This is a genomic window from Acidimicrobiia bacterium, assembly GCA_009694375.1.
Taxonomy (GTDB): Bacteria; Actinomycetota; Acidimicrobiia; order Acidimicrobiales; family VFJN01; genus VFJN01.
In genome coordinates, this window is the sequence record SHVB01000014.1 from 40647 (window position 1) to 58774 (window position 18128).

Consider the following 18128-nt stretch of genomic DNA (forward strand, 5'->3'; position numbering starts at 1 on the left):
CAACCTCCGCCCCCTGCTCCTCCGCAACGACATCGAGCTCAAGGCCCTCCTCGAAATCGGTGGGGTGCACGCGCAGCGGTACGCCTCGGTGTCAGTCCGTTCGCGGTATAGGTGGCTGCTCTCCTGCGAGGCTCAGACCCGCGCCAGCTCCTCGGAGTCGCGCTGATGGTCATCGGGTTCACTAGCGGATTCGTCCGCTGACTTGATCAGGGCAATGGCCAGGATGAACAGGCCGAAGAGCGGTTTGGCGAGGATGTCGGCGATCGAATAGCCGACCTGTCGAACGACCTCAGCCACGGCGGGGTCGTCGATCACCGACGGAGCGATGTAGGCAAGGGGGTAGACACCCCACACGGCCAGCAACAAGAAGCGGAGACCGTGGACGATCTTGCGCACCTCCGGGCTCTGACGTTCGAGGGAACGGCCAAGTTCCACGAACAGCACATAGAGGATGTAGAGGAACGGGATCGTGGAGAGGATGCCGAACAGCGTCCTGGTAGCCGAGTCTGGAGCCGCGATCTCACCGGGGTACCCGAGCGCAATCATGGCCACGGCGGCTATGCCGAGTCTGATGATGAGGCTTCGGGTGGTGGCCTTGGCCAGCTTCAGGACGATGATCAGTTCGGCGAGAAGCAGCGGGACGGTCAACAGCCAGTCAACGTAGCGATACCCCTCGTTGAACGGCCGGCCTCGCTGGACAAAGGTGCCATCGACGTAGACGAAGGCGTCCGACCACGAGGAGAAGATACGCAGGTAATGGTAGAGGGCGATCGCCACCACAACCGTCGAGATGGTGACGGCCATGCGGTGCGCAGGGCGCACCCGATCACGCACGAGGAGGAAGAACAACAGCGATGCGCCCATGGCGGCGATCGTGAGTGAAAACGAGTTGTAGACAAGGTCGAACTGGCCCGTTGTCAACTCGAATGCGTCCTGCATCAAGGGCTCCTTCGTTTTGGACACTCCATTGTGTCCCCCGCCAACGCTACCGAGTCATCGGCCGAATCAATCCTCCCAGCCCTATGTTGGAGCACCCATCGAGACGACCTGCCACCACCCGGGCTCGCCTATTCCGCGGCGACCGAACCGCCCAGAGTGCACGACCCAACCGCCTTCGAGCACACGGCTCGCAACTCATCGCTCGGCGGCGGCAAAAAGCCAATCAACCCCTACCCTGGGAGGCTGATGTCTATTGGAAGGAACTGGTCCATGCATGTGATTGGCAAACTCGCCCAGACGGCGGCGGCTCTTTGGATTTTGGATGTCTGGTTCGTCCGGTTCAATAAGGACACCGGCTATCGAGGCGGTGAGGCAACCAACATGAAGGAGGAGTTTGAGGTGTACGGGCTCTCCGAGACGCAGATGTACGCCGTTGGCGCAGCAAAGGTCGGACTGGCCACGGCGATGCTGGTCGGGCATGCATCGCCACGGCTGACCCGACCCGCCTCGCTCGGCCTCGCCACGTTCATGGTCGGGGCAATCGGCATGCACATGAAGGCCGGGGACCCCATGAAGCAATACCTGCCCGCCCTTTCGGTCTTCTCCCTGGCATCGATCTCAGCAGTGCTCAACGGCAAGAGCCGCTGACCGACGCGTCAAGCCGAGAGAAAGAGCAGGGCTAGAACGGCATTCAGCGCGCCGAGTAACGCGGCGGGGACCATGAGACGCACTGCGTCGTGGATTCTGACCCGAACGATCAGCCCGAGGACCATCAGCGTCGTGAGCCCGACAGCGGCAAAGGCTCCCAACGGAGCGACCGCAAGGCCGAGGATGACTGCTGTCCCGCCGAGTACTTCCAAGAGGCCAACCACTTGGCGAACGTCGGGCATGCCGTACCGCTCGAATTCTCCCTTGGCGGCATCCTGAAACAACACCCTGAATCCGTAATACAGAAACGCGAGTCCTGATACGAGCGCGGCCACCACCAAGATCACACTGGACGTTACGTCGGCCTTCCCCCCAATCCACCACCCACCTCGAGAACGGGCCGAAAATGCGGTGGGTGCCGGGGGCGGGCCAAGACTCAGCGATCCGCCGAACAGAGAATACTTGAGTCGGGTGGGGGAGATTTGAACTCCCGACCTCTGCGTCCCGAACGCAGCGCTCTGCCAAGCTGAGCCACCACCCGGTGGGGAGAGATCACGCTAGTGCATGACCCCGGACGCTCCTAAGCCGTGGCCGGCGTGGCGGCCAGGATCGCGGTGGCCGCCGCTCGTAACGCAAAGGCGTCGAGTGGCTTGACGAGCCACCCGTCGGCTCCCGAACGCCGCGCCAGGAAGACGTCGGCCTCCCGATCAAGCAGCATGAGGACCTTTACGGCGGGCAGGCGCTGCTCCTCCGCCTCCTGACGCAGGTACAGGCAGGTGGCGATACCCCCCATGTTGCCGATCTGGAGATCCATCACCACGAGGTCGGGGGTCCCGGCCGCCACCGCCGCCCCGACCTCCGTACCGGCCCTCACCCGCGCCACCAGGGTGGTCTCATCGGCGAGGGCGGCATCCACCTCCGCGTATACCGCATTGGCATCAGTGGCGACGAGAACCTGCGGCATCTGAACAATCTACCCGTCCGCCGCCATCCCACTCCATCCCCGCCGCCCGGAGCAGACACCGGGCTACGATCTCGCCACCGCCGCCCAGGGGGGATTCTGTGCTCGAGATCCAGGTAGAACACACTTCCGACTACACGCTGTGCCGCCCCGTCGGGGAGCTCGACGCGTACACCGTGAGCGTATTTCGCGAAGCCCTCGGCGCCCTGGACCAAGAGAGCCATCTTCTCATCGACCTCTCGATGGTGCCCTTTATGGATTCCGCCGGCCTCGGCGCGCTCATTGGCGGCATCCGCCGCGCCCGGGAGGCTGGTGGCGACGTGGCGGTGGCCTGCAGCCGCCCCACCCTCACGCGCCTGCTCCACACCACGGGATTCGATCGCGTCGTGTCGGTTACCGAAACGGTAAGCGAGGCCGCCGCCGCCCTCGCCGCCGCCCAGCCCCCGCGCACCTAAGGACCCCCTCACCTCAGAGCAGGTACTCGGCCACCTCGCTCAGCCCATCGAGGTCGTGCACATCGCTGGCGAGGAACGGAACGCGCGCCACCGGGGCGGGGTACACCGCTTCGGCCAGACCGGCAAGGTGTTCTTCTTCGCGAGAGGCCACTAGTTCGAAGTCGGCCAGGTTCTGGTAAAGGCCGCCGAGGTCGGTGCCCTCCCGGGTGTCGGCCTGCTCCTGGGCGCGGCCAACCACCCCCCTGCCAAAGCGCGGATGCATCCGGTTCACCACCAGTGCGCGCACCCCGATGCCGGCTTCGGCGAGCGTTTCGGCGAAATAGCGGGCTTCCTCAATCGTGTCGCGACGCGGCGAAGCCACCAGCACAAAGGCGGTGTCGTCATCGGAGAGCAATTCCGCCACCGCGGCGGCCCGCTCCCGAAACCCTTCCTCCATCCCGTCAAAAGCCTGAAAGAACGCTACGACATCGTCGATCACCTCCGCACCCACCACCTTGGCCACCGTCCGCAAAAACGTCTGGGCGGCCACGTTCACCGCCCGCATCATGCCGCGACCCGGAGAGATGACCACCCGAAACAGCCGGTGATCAAGGAACCTGGACAACCGCCGCGGAGCGTCGATGAAATCAAGGGCATGGCGGGTGGGGGGAGTATCCACCACGATCAGGTCAAAATCGGTGCGCTGATGCAGTTCGTACAACTTTTCCATCGCCATGTACTCCTGCGTGCCCGACAGCGCCCCGGAAATGTTCTTGTAGAAGCGGTTGTCGAGGATGCGCTGACCCTGTTCGGCACTCGACGCATTGGCCACCACCAGACCGTCGAACGTGCTCTTGGTGTCGAGCATCATGGCGAAGAGTTCCCCCGACCAGTCGCCCTCGATGCGCGTGGGCGTGCCCGTGAGGCCATCGAGACCCAGGGCGTCGGCCAGCCGCTTGGCGGGATCGATGGTGACCACCACGGCACGGCGTCCGAAACGAGCGGCGCTGAGAGCCAATACCGCTGCGGTGGTGGTCTTCCCCACCCCGCCCGAGCCGCAGCACACCAGAATCCGGCGCTGTTGAAGCAACTCGCTCAGGGAAGCGGAGTGCGTCATCAAACTGGCTCCGCCAGCGCAGCGATTTCGGCCAGGAGCCGGTCGGCCAGATGGTCAAGCTCGGCCGGACCGATGTCGGTGCTGAAGACAAACGGCAGTCGGAGTTGCGACAGCGGCAGTCGCACGGCCAGCCGAATCAACTGCTCGTCCTGGAGCCGCATCCGATCCTGTCGGAAGGTGGCGGCGGCCCGGAGCGAGGCCACCTCTTCGCTCGTCACGGCGACTCCAGCAGCCTCGGCCGCCGCCGCCGGGGCCACGGAGAGGCCCACCACCGGGTCGTAGATCCCGTTGACCACCACCGGGGCCAGGCCCACCCCCACCCGGTCCTCTAGGCTGAAGGCCGTCTCCACCAGTTCGTTCACGGGTGTCTCCTCGGGGAGCGTGACGAACACGACCCGACAGCGGGCGTGGTCGGTGAGCATGGCCGCCACGTCCTTGGCTTGGGCGTTGATCGGCCCCACACTCACCGTGTCCAGCAGAGCCCGGGCGGCCTGCAGGAAGGTCACCGCATGCCCGGCCGCCGGCGCGTCGAGCACCACCAAGTCCGCCTCCCCGTCTCGCTCCAACTGCTTCACCTTCCCGAGGATGAGAATGTCCTTGATGCCTGGTGCCGCAGTGGCCAGCACGTCGAGGGCACCGGAGGACACCAGCCGAGTAGAGATTCGGGAGAGCCCATGGTCGCGGAGGTAGTCCAAGAGGGCGTCGTCGGGGGTGAGCGTGCGGGCCCGCACCTCGCCCTCCCCGCGGGGGCCACCACCGGCAGAGAGCACCACTTCGTCGTAACCCAAGGGCGGCTGCCCGAACATGGTGGCCAGCCCAGACTTGCCCTCCACCTCCACCACCAACGTGGAAAGACCCAGCCGGGCCGCCGCTTTCGCCAGCACGGCGCTGACCACCGTTTTGCCCACGCCGCCCTTCCCGGCCACGATGATGAGCCGAGATGCTTGAAAGAACCGCACTGGATCCACGATCGAAGACGCTACCCAGGGTCGCCGCCTTGCTGGTACAAGTGGCGGTACTGCTCGGCCTCCTGGCTCAACCGGCGAACGCCCAGGATGCCGAACCCACGGCGGCTGAGCCTGGTGTTGTATCTGTCATCGAAGTGAGTGGCCTCATCGACAACATCCTGGTGGACTTCATCAGCACGCAGATCGACAAGGCCCAGCGCGACGACGCCATCGCCCTCGTCCTCCAACTCAACAGCGGCGGCGCCGTGGTGTCCGATGCGCGCCTAGAGGAGTTGGTGGCTCGTATCAGGGCCTCGACGGTCCCGGTTGATGTGTGGGTTGGCCCCTCGGGAAGTCAGGCGCGCGGCGGGGCCACGGACCTCCTGGCGGCAGCGCGCAACGTCGGAGTGGCCCCCGGCAGTCGGGTCGAGATCACCCCGGCCCTTCTCGGCCCCGATGGTCTTGGTGGCGATGCCGCCGTGGGGGACACGCTCAACGCCAGGGACGCCGTAGCGGTCGGGGTGGCCGACAACGCCGCGCCCACCATCGGTGCCTTCCTCTTGGACCTCGATGGCTTCGAGACCAAGGTCGTGGGTGAGGGACGCGACCGACGTCGCGAACCCGTCACCCAGGCCCGCTTCGCGCAGTTGCCCCTCACGAGCCAACTCCTCCATACGGTGGCGAGCCCCCCCGTGGCCTACCTGCTGTTCTTGATCGGGCTGGCCCTGATCATCTTCGAACTGTTCACCGCCGGGATTGGCGTGGCCGGCATGGTGGGGGCGAGCTGCCTCTTGCTCGGCAGTTATGGCCTCGCCGCCCTCCCCACCAACCCCGTTGGGATCGGATTACTGCTCGTCGCCATGATCGGCTTCACGATTGACGTTCAGACGGGAGTGCCGCGCTTTTGGAGTGGCGTCGGCTTGGTGTGTCTCACGGCGGGTTCGCTGCTGCTCTACAACGGACTCTCGCTGTCGTGGCTCACGGTAGCGGTGGCGGTGGCGGGCGTGACCATTGCGATGATTGGTGGCATGCCCGCGATGATCCGCACCCGGTTCTCCACTCCCACGATCGGTCGGGAATGGATGGTGGGGGAAGTCGGCGCCGCCACCAGTCGGATAGCCCCCGATGGGATTGTGCTGGTGCGTGGTGCGCCGTGGCGGGCGCGCACGAATCGGGCGACCCCCATCGCACTCAACCAGGAAGTTCGAGTGGTCTCGATCGATGGTCTGATCCTGGAAGTTGAACCTCACGCCGCAGATCTCCAACCCCACGAGGGCCGATCTCTCTAACGCGAATGGGCTCAGGTGCATCGCGGGGGCTTACTTCATCCCCCGCCCCCCGAGACAGTCGGGCTGAGGTACGGGCGTTCCGGTACCCGACCTCCGCCGGAGCTGCTCGCGAAAGGTGGCAAAACGCTCGCGAATATTTCCCCTTGATGGCCCAAATGCCACAGGGATAGGGTCCCCAGGGACGAGGGGAGAAATGTGGGTATTCAGAGTGTCGAGCAGACATGGCAGATGAAGGCCGCCTGTAGGGGCCCCCAGGCCGAAATTTTCTTCCCACCGCCTCATTTCGAGCGCAAGGAAGAAAAAGTTCAGCGAGAGAACCGCGCCAAGGACATCTGCACCACCTGCGCCGTGCGCCGTGCCTGTCTCAGTTACGCCTTTCACATCCGAGAGCCGCACGGGATCTGGGGTGGCTTGAGCGAGAGCGAGCGCAAGCAGGCCCTCAGCCGCTTGAACTAACAGCGCCGAGCGTCCCCGGTCAGCGGGGCCCTCGAAAGGCTCGCCGGTAGGCTGAAGAGATGGTTCTGGTGCTCGTGTTTCTCGTCGCACCACTCATTGAGTTGTATGTGATCCTGCAGGTGGCCAAGGGCATCGGCCTACCCGAAACCATCCTGCTGCTGCTCGCCATCTCTTTCATGGGCGTCTGGCTCGCCAAGATGGCCGGGCTCGGCGCGCTGCGCCGTTTGAGGACCCCCGTGCGTTCCGGTGCTCTGCCCTCCGTCGAGATCATCGACGGTGCCCTCGTGCTGCTGGCCTGCGCCTTGCTGATCGCCCCTGGCTTCATCTCCGACGGCTTGGCCATCGTGCTGCTGCTCCCGCCCACTCGGGCGGCCGTGCGCAACATGGTGCTCCGACGAATCACCGCCGGCGATAGCTTCCTGAGCCGGGTGGTGGCTGGCAGCACACAACCCAATCCCGTCACTGGCACAGTATGGGAGGCGGAGGGCTGGGAGGACCCGCCGGAGCGGCCGCGGCTCGGCCCATGACCCCACCGGTGCACACGCGCGATGGCGCCACGGTGATGCTGGTGCGAGACGGCGACCACGCCGAGCGCCCCCTTGAAGTCTTCATGCTGCGCCGCCACCCGCGCACCGCCTTCGGCAGCGTGCATGTCTTTCCGGGGGGGGTCCTGGACCCCTCCGATCACGACCCTGCCCTGGCCGCACGCGCCCGCGATCTGTCGGGTTTGGGAGCGGCGGCGCAGCTCGGCCTCGAACGGGGGGGCCTGGCCTATTGGATTGCCGCCGTGCGCGAGAGTTTCGAGGAAGCCGGGGTGCTCCTGGCCTGCCACCCCGACGGCACCGGTTTGCGCCTCGACCCCTCCCTGGCGGCGCGTTTGGCCGAGCATCGGTTGGCGCTGCACGCCGGACAGCGATCGCTCCTAGCCATCCTCGAGCAGGAGGACCTGGTGCTCAACCTCGGCCACGTTCACTATGTGGCCCACTGGATCACCCCCGAAGGGGCGCCGAAGCGGTATGACACCCGATTCTTCCTGGCCCGTGCCCCGCACGGTCAGGTCTACGCTCACGACAACGTCGAACTCATCAGCAGCGAATGGGTGCGCCCGCCGGATGCCCTCGCCCGCCACGCGGCAGGCGGCTTCGACATGATTCTCCCGACCATCAGTTGCCTCGCGGACATCGGCCGCTTCGCCACCACCGACGAGTTGATGGCTGTCCAACCCACCCCACCAACCGGGGCGAACTGCGGGATGGCGTGACCGACACCACCGAAACCGATCCCCCGCGCCCGCCGTCACTCGTGCCCGGGGTGCCCAGCGCCCTCAGCCCTCTGGTGCGCCGGATCGTGGCCCCCAACCCCGGGATGATGACAGGGCCGGGCACCAACACCTATCTCGTTGGAATCGATGAGATCGTGGTGATCGACCCCGGCCCCGCCAACGACCCCCATCTTGATGCCATCGTGGCCTGCGGTAGCGACCGGATCCGTTGGATCGTGTGCACCCACACCCACGAGGACCACGCGCCGGGCGTGGCGGGCCTGAAGGAGCGCACCGGAGCAGAGGTACTGGCCTTCGATAGCCGCGACGGCCTCATCATCGACCGTCCCCTCGCCGACGGCGATCGCCTCGAGGCCACCGAGTTCGTGTTACGGGCGCTGCACACCCCCGGCCATGCGTCGAACCATCTGTGCTTCCTCCTCGAGCAGGAACGCCTGCTCTTCTCCGGCGATCACATCATGAACGGGTCTACGGTGGTGATCCGCCCCCCCGATGGCGACATGGCGGTGTATCTCCAACACCTGGAGCGGCTCAAGGAACACCGGCCTCGACTCAACGCAATCGCCCCGGGTCACGGCCATCTGATCGGCGAGCCGCTCGCCAAGATCGACGAGTACCTTCAGCACCGACTCCAGCGGGAGTCGCAGATTCTGAAGGTGCTCGAGCCGGGCACACCCACCACGGTGGATGCCATCGTGGCGGCGCTCTATACCGACATCGTCGAAGAGTTACGTCCGATGGCGGCCGCCACCGTTTGGGCTCACCTTCGCAAACTCGAGCAGGAGGGCCGAGCCCAGGGCGGGGACCTGGATGGCCCGTGGGTCGCCGCCGATCAGGGCTGAACGGCCACCTGATCCAATGCGTCAAGAGCAGCCGCCGCCGCGTCGAGCATCCGAGCGCTGCACCCGGCCATCTCGGCGGGCGGAATCGCCTCCGTGAGAATGATCGCCGCGATGGCCCGAAAGGCGTCGGCGGCCGGGCCTTCGCCAAGCGCCACGGGTTCGCCGGTATCGCCGCCTTGAGATACCGCGGCCTCCAACGGGATCTGGCCGAGCAGCGGCACGCCGGCGTCCTCGGCCAGTTGCGCCCCGCCGCCCTCACCGAAGAGGGCATAGGACTCGCCGTGATCGCAGCTGAAACTACTCATGTTCTCGATCACCCCGACCACCCGCAGAAAGCTCTTACGGGCCATCGACACCGCCCGTATCGCCACTTTTTGCGCGGCCTGAGCTGGTGTCGTGATCACCAGCACCTCGGCTCTCGGCAACAACTTGGCCACCCCCATTTGCACATCGCCGGTACCCGGCGGCATGTCGATGAAGAGGTAGTCGAGGTCATCTCCCCAGGCAACGTCCTGCAGGAAGTGGGTAACGCCGCGGTTCAGCATCAGGCCACGCCACATGAGCGCCTGCTCCTCGTCCTCCACCAGGAATCCCATAGAGATGATGCGCAGCACGCCCGAGCCCACCACGCGCTCATGGGGCACCATCACCTTTTTGCCAGCATCCTCCCGACCGGCCAACCGCCCCTGAACCCCGAGCATCCTCGGCACCGAGAAACCCCAGATGTCGGCGTCGAGTACGCCCACGGCGAGACCGGTTGCCGCCAGGGCCGCCGCCAGGTTCACCGTGACCGACGACTTGCCAACGCCGCCCTTCCCGGAGGCCACCAGTACCACCTTGGTGGTGGGGGCCAAGGCGGTGTCCTCCGGTCGCTGAGCCACATTCCAGCGCGCTTTGGCCATAGCCGAGGACTTCTCCTCCTGGGTCATCTCGGTCCAGTCCAGCTTCACGTGGGTAACGCCGGGCAGGGAAGAAACACGAGCGCGCACATCTCGTTGGATCTGGGCGCGCAGGGGGCAACCAGCGGTGGTCAGGGCAATGGTCACCACCACATTGCCGTCCTCTTCCACCCGCGCCCGCTTCGCCATCCCCAACTCCACGATGTCGCTGCCTAGTTCGGGATCGATCACGCCCCGCAAAACCGCCATCACCTCGGCGTCGCTCGGAAGAGGGGAAGAGGACATCCCCGGATTCTACCGGCACCGGCGATCCAACATCTCTCGGCCCCATTCCGCCCCGTTTTCCGGTGAGCCTCGAGCGGGCTCCCCGCCCCATTCGATAGCCAAATGCTCTGTATCGGCGGAACAACCCACCCGCCGAGGTCGAGATCGCGCGCCCACCCCGGTAACATCTGGGAAAGCCGTTTTGTCCCTTTAGGAGGACCTTGACGTGATCACCCTCACCGATACCGCAGCCACCAAGGTCAAAGACCTCATTGAAGCCGAAGGCGAGCCGAATCTCGCCCTGCGCGTGGCCGTGCGGCCGGGGGGCTGTTCGGGCTTCAGCTACGAGATGTTCTTCGACTCCGATGTGGCCGAAGACGACAACCTGGTGGACTACTCCGGCGTGCGCGTGGTGGTAGACGCTTCCAGCGCAGAACTTCTCGAGGGGGCCACGCTCGATTACAAGGACGGTCTCCAAGGGGCCGGGTTCGCCATTGAGAACCCCAACGCTCAGCGCAGTTGTGGGTGCGGCAAGTCCTTTAGCTAGCACCCCGCCTCTCCTGGCGGGGCTGGGAACCCAGAGCCTCAGCGCAAGTTCGCCAGCGCGCCGGCGAGTTCGGTTTCGTCGAAGATGTTGTCGAGACGTTCGGTCACCCGACCATCGGACCCCGCCAGCACCAAAGACGGTTCGAAGTGCAGCCCCAACGCGGCGAACGTGGGGGCGTAGTCCGCGAGGTCCGGGTCCGATCCAGGGTGGGCGTACACCTCCGCGTGGATGAACTGCACTCGAGGGTGCGCCGCCACTTGACTGAGCAGCACATCGAGCACGGGGCCACACATGAGCACCTGGCAGAACGCCGGAGTGGAAACCAGCAGCGCGATCGGTGCACCCGAACTGAGGGCCTCCGCCACCGAGACAGCATGCAGGGGGCAGCGCGGGTCGCGGGTACAGATCGGATCAACCCCCTCGGCGTTGCGCTCGGTGGGGGTGGCCAAGCCCGGCAGCCGGGCTCCGGGTTGGATCACCACCACATCGCTAGCCGCGTCGACCTGCATCGCCATCTCGCCCACCCCGCGGTCGAACTCGACCCGAGCGGTATAGACGCCAGGCTCGGGAACGCTGAAGCGCAAGGGGAAATAGGCCTTGGGAAGACCCGCAGCATGACGATCCACCGTCAGAGGGGATCCCACGGGGGTGCCGGCGGCATCGAGGATGACCACCGAGAGACGGGCGGGAGTAGCCGACAGCGGAAGGAAACCCTTGGCGTCGGCCACGCCAAACGGGGCCCGGGATGGGCGTCCCGCCACCAAGACCGGTCCGCCGAAGTACTGGATCAGGCTGAGGTCACCCGGGGTGGCCGGGGCGTCGGAGGCGCCACCGTTGGCGGATTCCCGCCCCCCGCCGCAAGCCCCCAGCAGGAGGGCACCCGCGCCTGCACCCCCGGCGGCGAGGAACCGGCGGCGACTCATCGGGGCAAGCGGAATCGGCTTGGTCATCCTCTGAACCTATCCTCGACCGCATGGTCGAAAGCCTTCACCCCATCCTGCAACTCGAGGTCAACGGCCAGCAGGTGGAGGTGCCCGACGACGGTGGCACGTTGCTCGACGTGCTGCGAGAGCAACTCGGCCTGCGCAGCGTGAAGGACGGCTGCAGCCCACAGGGCCAGTGCGGGTGCTGCACGGTCCTCATCGATGGACAGCCTCGGGTGGCGTGCGTCACCCCCACTCGGCGGGTTGCCGGACGAGCCATCACCACCCTCGAGGGTCTTGACCCCGCCCGGCGCCAACGCTGGGGCGACGCCTTTTGCGCCAGCGGCGCCAGCCAATGCGGCTTTTGCACTCCGGGGATCATCTGTCGCCTCGAGGGCCTGGCGGCCAAGGGGGTCGAGGCCGGTGACCATGCGCCGGTTGAACAGGCGCTGCTGGCCCACCTTTGCCGCTGCACCGGGTGGCGCACGGTGCTTGACGCATGGGACATGGCCCAGAGCGGCACCCCGGGACCTGCCCGCGATCTCCGTGCCGCGTCGACCCGCGCCGCCATCGAAGGAGGGGGACCCCAACAGGTGGAGGCGTCCGTGGCCCTCGGGCAGGGCGGCTTCGCCGACGATACGGCCCCGGCCCGTGCCCTCGTGGCGGTGCCCGACGGCGCCGGCGGGTGGGCGGTGGGCGAGACACTGGCGGAGGCACGCGCCACGGCGGGCAACGTGCAAGGCCGCCGTACCACGGTGGCCGCCACCCCCCCGCTGGCGCTGCCGCCGGGCGTTTGGTCGGCGACACTGCGTACCTCCTGGGTGGAGCCGGCCTACCTGGAACCCGATGCCTCATGGTGCGAACCCGGGGGTGAGCCCGCCACCCCACTGGCCAACGGCGGGGCGTTCGGAGGTAAGCAGGCCAGCATGGTGGCCGCCGTCGCCCGACAATTGGCCGATGAGTACGGTCGGGCGGTGCGGGTGCTGTTGAACCGGGAAGACACGGTGCGTCTTGGCCCCAAGCGACCTCCAGTGGCCGGCGGTGCCGATGCCCACGGGGCGGGTGTGTTGAGGGTGGTCCGCACGCCTGGGATCGCCGCCGCGGTGGCGTCGGTGGCCCCCGCGCTGCGGGTGGAGGAAATCGACCTCGCGGGCCCACCTACTGCCTCCGGGTTGCGGGCGGCGGGCTGGGCGGAAGCGCTCGTGTTGTGCACCGGGGCCCGCCGCTCGCTGCGACCAGTGGTCGACCCGGTCACCGGGGCCATCGCCGAGGCGGAAATCGATGCCGATGGCACGCTGGTCGTGCACCTTGATGCCGGCGAGATACTCGACGACGTGGTGCTGCGGTCCTACGCCACCGGGGCCGCTCACATGGCGTTGTCTTGGCTCAGTGCGGAGGGCATCGCGGTGGATGCTGCGGGCACGGTGCATGACCTCACCATTCGTTCGTTCGGCGTGTTGCGGGCGGTGGACACCCCACCGATCCGCGTGGAGCTGGCCCGTGGCTCCGGTCCGGCCGTGCGGGGTGGCGACGCCGTGTTCGCGGCGGTGGCCGCCGCCGCCTGGCTGCACCTCGACTGCCCGGCCGACTGGCCCACCGGGGCACGCTGGCGCTGACTACGGTGGGGGAATGGCAGCCCCGGTAGGTCCCTACACCCCCATTGTTCGAGCGGGCGAGTGGCTCGTGGTGTCGGGGCAGGTGGGCGCGGTCGGGGGCCGGTTGGTCCGGGGGGGGTTTGAGGACGAACTTCGTCAGGCCCTCGCCAACCTGGCTGCGCTTCTGGAAGCCAACGGCGCCTCGCTGCGCGACATCACCAAGACCACCGTCTTTTTGCGCCACATGGCGAGCGACTTCCCTCGGATGAACGAGGTGTACGCGGAACTTTTTGGCGACCATCGGCCGGCCCGTTCCGCCATCGGCGTCGCTGAACTACCCCTGGGTGCCCTCGTTGAGGTGGAAGCCTGGGCCCACGTCGGGGCAGGATGAGGGAATGGTCGGTCCCATCATCATCATCGTGGTCCTCCTAGTCCTCATCCCGGTCAGCGTCTGCATCACCGGCGGGATCGTGGCGGCCGGGCTGGGCTGGACACTGAAGGACAACGGCGAGGCCACCCACGAGGGCTCAGAACTCATCGAGCTCAACACCTAGCTCGCCCGCCCCCTTCGGGGCAGCCGCATCGGGGCCTACAGACCCCAGCGCGACTGGCCGAACCGGTAACCAACGGATCGCACCGTCTGGATTAGGTTGGCGTGTTCCTCGCCGAGTTTGGCCCGGAGGCGACGAATGTGAACATCCACGGTGCGCGCCCCGCCGTAATACTCGTATCCCCACACCCGAGAGAGGAGCGTCTCTCGGGTGAAGACCTTGCCCGGGTGCGAGACGAGGAACTTGAGTAGCTCGTACTCCATGTAGGTGAGGTCGAGCGGCTTACCGGCAATGGCGGCTTGGTACGTCTCCAGGTTGAGTCGAAGCTCGCCGTATTCCACCAGTTCGGGGCGGGTGCCACCGCCGATGCGCCAGAACAGGTGCTTCATTCGGGCGGCGAACTCATCGCCATGGAACGGGTAGAAGCAGAAGTCATCGAAGAGGTCGTCACGCAACTCGAGATCCGCCGCCTGGGTTGGCGAGATCAACAAAAGGATCGGCTCCAACGGAACGTCTCGTTGCCGCAGTGACCGACACACCGAAAAGGCGCCCTCAGGGTCCTCGACGGCCACGATGACCGCCCCAGACCAACCGTCGCTCGGCTCCGTCTGAACCGGGCCAAACGCCGCCGAGGCCACGTTCCATGGGTAGCCGGCCTGATCGAGCGCTTGAGCGAGGTCGGCGGCCGGATCAGGAAAGACAAGGAGCGGTTCCATAATGGGGGCGGCTTAGAGCCGGTGCAGGTAGCGGTCCAACTCGAACTGGGACACTTGGGTCTTGTACTCGAGCCATTCGGCCCGCTTGTTGCGGATGAACCATTCGAAAACGTGCTCGCCGAGTGCCTCCGCCACGAGTTCGGATCGCTCCATCTCATCGAGGGCTTCCGAGAGTGAGTCCGGCAGGATCGAGATTCCCTCGGCTCGTCGATCGTCGTCGCTCATCTGATAGAGGTTGGCCAGCGTCTCCGGCGGCAGGTCGTAGCCCTCCTCAATGCCTCGCAACCCAGCCGCTAGCACCACCGAAAAGGCCAGGTAGGGGTTACAAGACGGGTCGGGGGCGCGGAACTCGATCCGTGTCGAGTCGGCTTTGCCGGCCTTGATGGGCGGCACATTCACTACCACCGAGCGGTTGTTGCGAGCCCAACTCACGTACACCGGCGCTTCAAACCCCACCACGAGACGCTTGTATGAGTTCACCCATTGGTTCGTCACCGCCGCGATTTCCCGGGCGTGGGTGAGCACACCGGCAATGAAACCACGAGCAACCTTGGAGAGGTTACGGGGGTCGTCCACATCGTAAAACGCGTTCATGTCCCCCTCGAAAAGCGAGAAATGGGTGTGCATTCCCGAACCCTGGACGTCGGCGAGTGGCTTGGGCATGAAGGTGGCGTGCACGCCGGCCTCGAAGGCCACTTCCCGCACCACCAGCCGGAATGTCATCACGTTGTCGGCCATGGTGAGGGCGTCGGTGTAACGAAGATCGATCTCGTGCTGGCTGGGGGCATCCTCGTGGTGGCTGTATTCCACCGGTATCCCCATCACCTCGAGGGTGTGGATCGTGCGCTGACGAAGGTCCGATGCCACGTCGGCGGTGGTGAGGTCGAAGTACGAGGCCTGATCGAGGGGCTTGGGGGCCACGGCGGGGTCGGCGCTCTCGAAGTAGAAGAACTCCATTTCCGGCGCGGCGTAAAATGTGAAACCGCGGGCGCGGGCCTTGTCGAGGTTGCGGCGCAGTACCTGGCGGGGATCACCCTCGAAGGGGGTGCCGTCAATGTTGGTGATGTCGCAGAACATTCGGGCCGACGTGCCGTATGAATCAGCCCAGGGCAACAACTCGAAACTATTCGGATCGGGTCGGGCCAGGACATCGCTCTCCTGTACCCGACTGAAGCCGTCGATGGCGGAGCCGTCGAAACGCATGCCCTCGTCGAACGCTCCCTCCAGTTCGGCGGGGGAAATGGCAAAAGATTTGAGTTGGCCGAGCACGTCGGTGAACCAGAGCCGGATCAGCCGGACCCCTCGCTCCTCCACCGTGCGCAACACATAGTCACGCTGGCGTTCCATGGTGTCTCAATGATGGCAGGGACGCGCCGCTCATGACACTCGGCTTGCCCTCTGGTTCACATAGCGTTCACACTCGGGAAAGAACCGGGAAACTGGCTCATGCCAGCATCCAGTGGCCTCCCCCGGTTACCGGGCGGCTCAACTCATCCGTATCACCCCGAATTGTCGAGGAAAGGAACCCAGATGACGTACAAAGCTGAGTACATCTGGGTCGACGGCACCGCGCCGACGGCCAAGCTGCGCTCGAAGACGAGGATCATGGAGGACGGGAAAACGGACCTTCCCATCTGGGGCTTCGACGGCTCGTCGACGAACCAGGCACCCGGCGACAAATCCGATTGCGTTCTCCAGCCGGTGTTCGATTGCCCCGACCCGATTCGCGGCGGCCACAACATCCTCGTCATGTGTGAGGTGCTCTACATCGACATGCGGCCGCACGAGACCAACACCCGTCGCCGTTGCGCCGAAGCGGCGGAAAAGTTTGACGCGCAGGACATGTGGTTCGGCATTGAGCAGGAGTACACCTTCTTCAAGGAAGGGCGCCCCTATGGCTTCCCCATTGGCGGCTTCCCCGCCCCCCAGGGCGGTTACTACTGCGGCGTCGGAGCCGATGAGGTCTACGGCCGTGACGTGGTGGAGGCCCACCTTGATGCGTGCCTGGCGGCCGGCCTGCACATCTCGGGCATCAACGCCGAGGTGATGCCCGGTCAGTGGGAGTTCCAGGTGGGTCCGGTGGCTGCCCCGCAGGTGGCCGACGAACTTTGGATCGCCCGCTGGCTGCTCTACCGCATCGGTGAGGACTTCAACGTGTCCGCCACCTTGGATCCGAAGCCAGTCAAAGGCGACTGGAACGGCGCTGGCGCCCACACCAACTTCTCCACCAAGGCCATGCGAGAGGGCTACGACGCCATCATCGCGGCCGCCGAATCCCTTGCCCCGCGGGTAAAGGAGCATGTGGCTCTCTACGGCCACGGCATCGAGGACCGGCTCACCGGTCAACACGAGACGGCCCCTTTTTCCGAGTACAGCTACGGCGTGTCCGACCGCGGTGCCTCGGTGCGAATCCCCTGGCAGGTCGAGGTGGATCAGAAGGGTTACCTGGAGGATCGCCGCCCGAATGCCAACTGCGATCCCTACGACGTGACCTACATCATCATCGACACGGTGTGTACCGCCCTGGCGTAGGCGTTTACCCTCCGAGCGACGCGCAAAGGGCACCCCCCGAGGTGCCCTTTGCGCGCGGTGGCGGCTGTGGCCCGTGAGATTCAAACCCGGCGACGAGTCCACCTGGCCGCCGGATCCCGACAGCATCTGCGGCCACACGGAGCCGCCGGTGGGCCCACTCCGGCCAGGCGGATACGGAAGACCGTTGCGGGACTTCTACGCGGCGGTCAGAACGTCCACGACCCCCATCGCCGTCAGTGGAGAGCAGCCCGCAAAGCCGCCCCCGCCTGGTCAATGGCTCGGGCACCGTCGGCAACAATGGCCGCCAGCCCCAGGAAGCCATGGATCTGACCCTCGTAGCGGGCCACCTGAACCTCCACCCCCGCCTTGCGCAACGCCTCGGCGTAGGCCTCCCCTTCGTCCCGCAAGGGATCGAACTCCGCCGTGATGATCAGCGCCGGGGGAAGATCCGCCAGTGATGCCGCCCACAATGGTGACACGGCCGCGCTTTTCGGATCCTGGTCCCCGAGATAACAATCCACAAACCAGCGCAACAAGTCCTTCGTGAGCAAGTAGCCCTCCGCGTTCTCATCCACCGACGGGTGTGAGAGCGTGAGGTCCACAACCGGGTAGACCAGCAATTGAAAATCGATCTCAGGGCCACAGTCGTCGCGCACCCGATGGCACAGCAACGCGGCAAGGTTTCCGCCCGCCGAATCGCCCCCCACCGCTACCCGTTCGCTATCCACGCCGAGCACCTCTGCTTCCTGCACCGCCCAAATAAGCACGGCCAGGCAATCCTCCAGGGAATTGGGCGCTCGGTACTCCGGGGACAACCGGTAGCCAACCGATACCACCACGGCTCCGGAACGGTTTGCCAGGGCTCGGGCGGTGGCATCGGCCGTGTCCAAATCACCGATCACCCAACCGCCGCCGTGGAGCCAGAGAAGCAACGGAGCGTGACCACCCACCGCGGCTAACGGTGTGTACACCCGCACCGGCACATCATGGTCCCCGTTCGAAACAACCCGGTTGTCCACTCGGGCGACCTCTTCAGGCTGATCGAACGCGACCAGTCCCCGGTAGAGCTCCCTCGCTTCGGGGGGCGACAAGTCGTTCAAACTCGGCCCCCCGGCCTGAGCCAACCCATCGAGCAACGACTTCACCTGCGGATCGAGCGGCACACTTCTCCTCTTCGGCCACCAGC

General features: G+C 65.9%; 21 protein-coding genes and 1 tRNA gene. 11 read left to right on the forward strand and 11 right to left on the reverse strand.

Annotation, left to right across the window (positions count from 1 at the left end; genetic code table 11):
* Nucleotides 1–132: 132 nt before the first annotated feature.
* A complete protein-coding gene (locus EXQ71_09260; GenBank protein ID MSO87692.1) occupies nucleotides 133–939 on the reverse strand; it encodes a xanthorhodopsin in 807 nt (268 codons plus the stop codon).
* Between the two features lie 270 nt (nucleotides 940–1209).
* Between EXQ71_09260 and EXQ71_09265 the strand changes: the two genes are divergently transcribed.
* Nucleotides 1210–1587 (forward strand): DoxX family protein, encoded by a 378-nt coding sequence (locus EXQ71_09265; GenBank protein ID MSO87693.1) that lies wholly within the window; start codon nucleotides 1210–1212, stop codon nucleotides 1585–1587.
* 8 nt (nucleotides 1588–1595) lie between these two features.
* Here EXQ71_09265 and EXQ71_09270 read toward each other — a convergent pair whose 3' ends face one another.
* The 3 genes from EXQ71_09270 to EXQ71_09280 form a co-directional block, all read right to left on the reverse strand.
* Nucleotides 1596–2069 (reverse strand): hypothetical protein, encoded by a 474-nt coding sequence (locus EXQ71_09270; GenBank protein ID MSO87694.1) that lies wholly within the window; start codon nucleotides 2067–2069, stop codon nucleotides 1596–1598.
* Nucleotides 2055–2128, reverse strand: a tRNA-Pro gene (locus EXQ71_09275). The genes EXQ71_09270 and EXQ71_09275 overlap by 15 nt, the downstream gene beginning before the upstream one ends.
* A gap of 39 nt (nucleotides 2129–2167) precedes the next feature.
* Nucleotides 2168–2551 (reverse strand): response regulator, encoded by a 384-nt coding sequence (locus EXQ71_09280; protein MSO87695.1) that lies wholly within the window; start codon nucleotides 2549–2551, stop codon nucleotides 2168–2170.
* Here EXQ71_09280 and EXQ71_09285 point away from each other — a divergent pair.
* Complete coding sequence (locus EXQ71_09285) at nucleotides 2512–3003, forward strand: anti-sigma factor antagonist (GenBank protein MSO87696.1); 492 nt, start codon at nucleotides 2512–2514, stop codon at nucleotides 3001–3003. The genes EXQ71_09280 and EXQ71_09285 overlap by 40 nt on opposite strands.
* Nucleotides 3004–3016: 13 nt before the next feature.
* On the opposite strand, the gene EXQ71_09290 is transcribed toward EXQ71_09285, so the two are convergent.
* Together EXQ71_09290 and EXQ71_09295 are read right to left on the reverse strand one after the other, a co-directional pair.
* Nucleotides 3017–4099 (reverse strand): ArsA family ATPase, encoded by a 1083-nt coding sequence (locus EXQ71_09290; GenBank protein ID MSO87697.1) that lies wholly within the window; start codon nucleotides 4097–4099, stop codon nucleotides 3017–3019.
* Nucleotides 4099–5067 carry a hypothetical protein gene (locus EXQ71_09295; GenBank protein ID MSO87698.1) on the reverse strand — a complete coding sequence of 323 codons (969 nt, stop codon included), beginning with the start codon at nucleotides 5065–5067 and terminating at the stop codon, nucleotides 4099–4101. Before EXQ71_09295 ends, EXQ71_09290 begins: the two co-directional genes overlap by 1 nt.
* Here EXQ71_09295 and EXQ71_09300 point away from each other — a divergent pair.
* From EXQ71_09300 to EXQ71_09320, 5 genes are all read left to right on the forward strand, one after another.
* Nucleotides 5040–6335: a hypothetical protein gene (locus tag EXQ71_09300; protein ID MSO87699.1), complete on the forward strand. Its 1296-nt coding sequence runs from the start codon at nucleotides 5040–5042 to the stop codon at nucleotides 6333–6335. The two genes, EXQ71_09295 and EXQ71_09300, sit on opposite strands and share 28 nt — an antisense overlap.
* A gap of 228 nt (nucleotides 6336–6563) precedes the next feature.
* A complete protein-coding gene (locus EXQ71_09305; protein ID MSO87700.1) occupies nucleotides 6564–6791 on the forward strand; it encodes a WhiB family transcriptional regulator in 228 nt (75 codons plus the stop codon).
* Nucleotides 6792–6850: 59 nt separating this feature from the next.
* The gene (locus EXQ71_09310) at nucleotides 6851–7318 is read left to right on the forward strand and encodes an FxsA family protein (protein ID MSO87701.1); all 468 of its coding nucleotides are present in this window, start codon (nucleotides 6851–6853) and stop codon (nucleotides 7316–7318) included.
* Entirely contained in the window at nucleotides 7315–8052 is a 738-nt protein-coding gene (locus EXQ71_09315; GenBank protein MSO87702.1) for an NUDIX hydrolase, read from the forward strand. The genes EXQ71_09310 and EXQ71_09315 overlap by 4 nt, the downstream gene beginning before the upstream one ends.
* 104 nt (nucleotides 8053–8156) lie before the next feature.
* Complete coding sequence (locus EXQ71_09320) at nucleotides 8157–8915, forward strand: MBL fold metallo-hydrolase (GenBank protein MSO87703.1); 759 nt, start codon at nucleotides 8157–8159, stop codon at nucleotides 8913–8915.
* Here the strand turns inward: EXQ71_09320 and EXQ71_09325 are convergent.
* Nucleotides 8906–10099 carry an MRP family ATP-binding protein gene (locus EXQ71_09325; GenBank protein ID MSO87704.1) on the reverse strand — a complete coding sequence of 398 codons (1194 nt, stop codon included), beginning with the start codon at nucleotides 10097–10099 and terminating at the stop codon, nucleotides 8906–8908. The two genes, EXQ71_09320 and EXQ71_09325, sit on opposite strands and share 10 nt — an antisense overlap.
* Nucleotides 10100–10304: 205 nt before the next feature.
* Between EXQ71_09325 and erpA the strand changes: the two genes are divergently transcribed.
* On the forward strand, nucleotides 10305–10625 hold the full coding sequence (gene erpA, locus EXQ71_09330; protein MSO87705.1) for an iron-sulfur cluster insertion protein ErpA: 321 nt from the start codon (nucleotides 10305–10307) through the stop codon (nucleotides 10623–10625).
* 38 nt (nucleotides 10626–10663) lie between these two features.
* Here erpA and EXQ71_09335 read toward each other — a convergent pair whose 3' ends face one another.
* The gene (locus EXQ71_09335; protein ID MSO87706.1) at nucleotides 10664–11575 is read right to left on the reverse strand and encodes a hypothetical protein; all 912 of its coding nucleotides are present in this window, start codon (nucleotides 11573–11575) and stop codon (nucleotides 10664–10666) included.
* A gap of 23 nt (nucleotides 11576–11598) precedes the next feature.
* Here EXQ71_09335 and EXQ71_09340 point away from each other — a divergent pair, with 23 nt between their 5' ends.
* Both EXQ71_09340 and EXQ71_09345 read left to right on the forward strand, forming a co-directional pair.
* Complete coding sequence (locus EXQ71_09340) at nucleotides 11599–13164, forward strand: 2Fe-2S iron-sulfur cluster binding domain-containing protein (GenBank protein ID MSO87707.1); 1566 nt, start codon at nucleotides 11599–11601, stop codon at nucleotides 13162–13164.
* Nucleotides 13165–13177: 13 nt separating this feature from the next.
* Nucleotides 13178–13534: a hypothetical protein gene (locus EXQ71_09345; GenBank protein MSO87708.1), complete on the forward strand. Its 357-nt coding sequence runs from the start codon at nucleotides 13178–13180 to the stop codon at nucleotides 13532–13534.
* 198 nt (nucleotides 13535–13732) lie between these two features.
* On the opposite strand, the gene EXQ71_09350 is transcribed toward EXQ71_09345, so the two are convergent.
* A complete protein-coding gene (locus EXQ71_09350; GenBank protein ID MSO87709.1) occupies nucleotides 13733–14410 on the reverse strand; it encodes a response regulator transcription factor in 678 nt (225 codons plus the stop codon).
* A gap of 12 nt (nucleotides 14411–14422) precedes the next feature.
* The gene (locus tag EXQ71_09355; GenBank protein ID MSO87710.1) at nucleotides 14423–15757 is read right to left on the reverse strand and encodes a glutamine synthetase; all 1335 of its coding nucleotides are present in this window, start codon (nucleotides 15755–15757) and stop codon (nucleotides 14423–14425) included.
* Between the two features lie 183 nt (nucleotides 15758–15940).
* On the opposite strand from EXQ71_09355, the gene EXQ71_09360 reads away from it, so the two are divergent.
* Nucleotides 15941–16942 carry a glutamine synthetase gene (locus tag EXQ71_09360; protein ID MSO87711.1) on the forward strand — a complete coding sequence of 334 codons (1002 nt, stop codon included), beginning with the start codon at nucleotides 15941–15943 and terminating at the stop codon, nucleotides 16940–16942.
* A gap of 233 nt (nucleotides 16943–17175) precedes the next feature.
* On the opposite strand, the gene EXQ71_09365 is transcribed toward EXQ71_09360, so the two are convergent.
* Nucleotides 17176–18105 (reverse strand): alpha/beta hydrolase, encoded by a 930-nt coding sequence (locus EXQ71_09365; protein ID MSO87712.1) that lies wholly within the window; start codon nucleotides 18103–18105, stop codon nucleotides 17176–17178.
* Nucleotides 18106–18128: the final 23 nt, after the last annotated feature.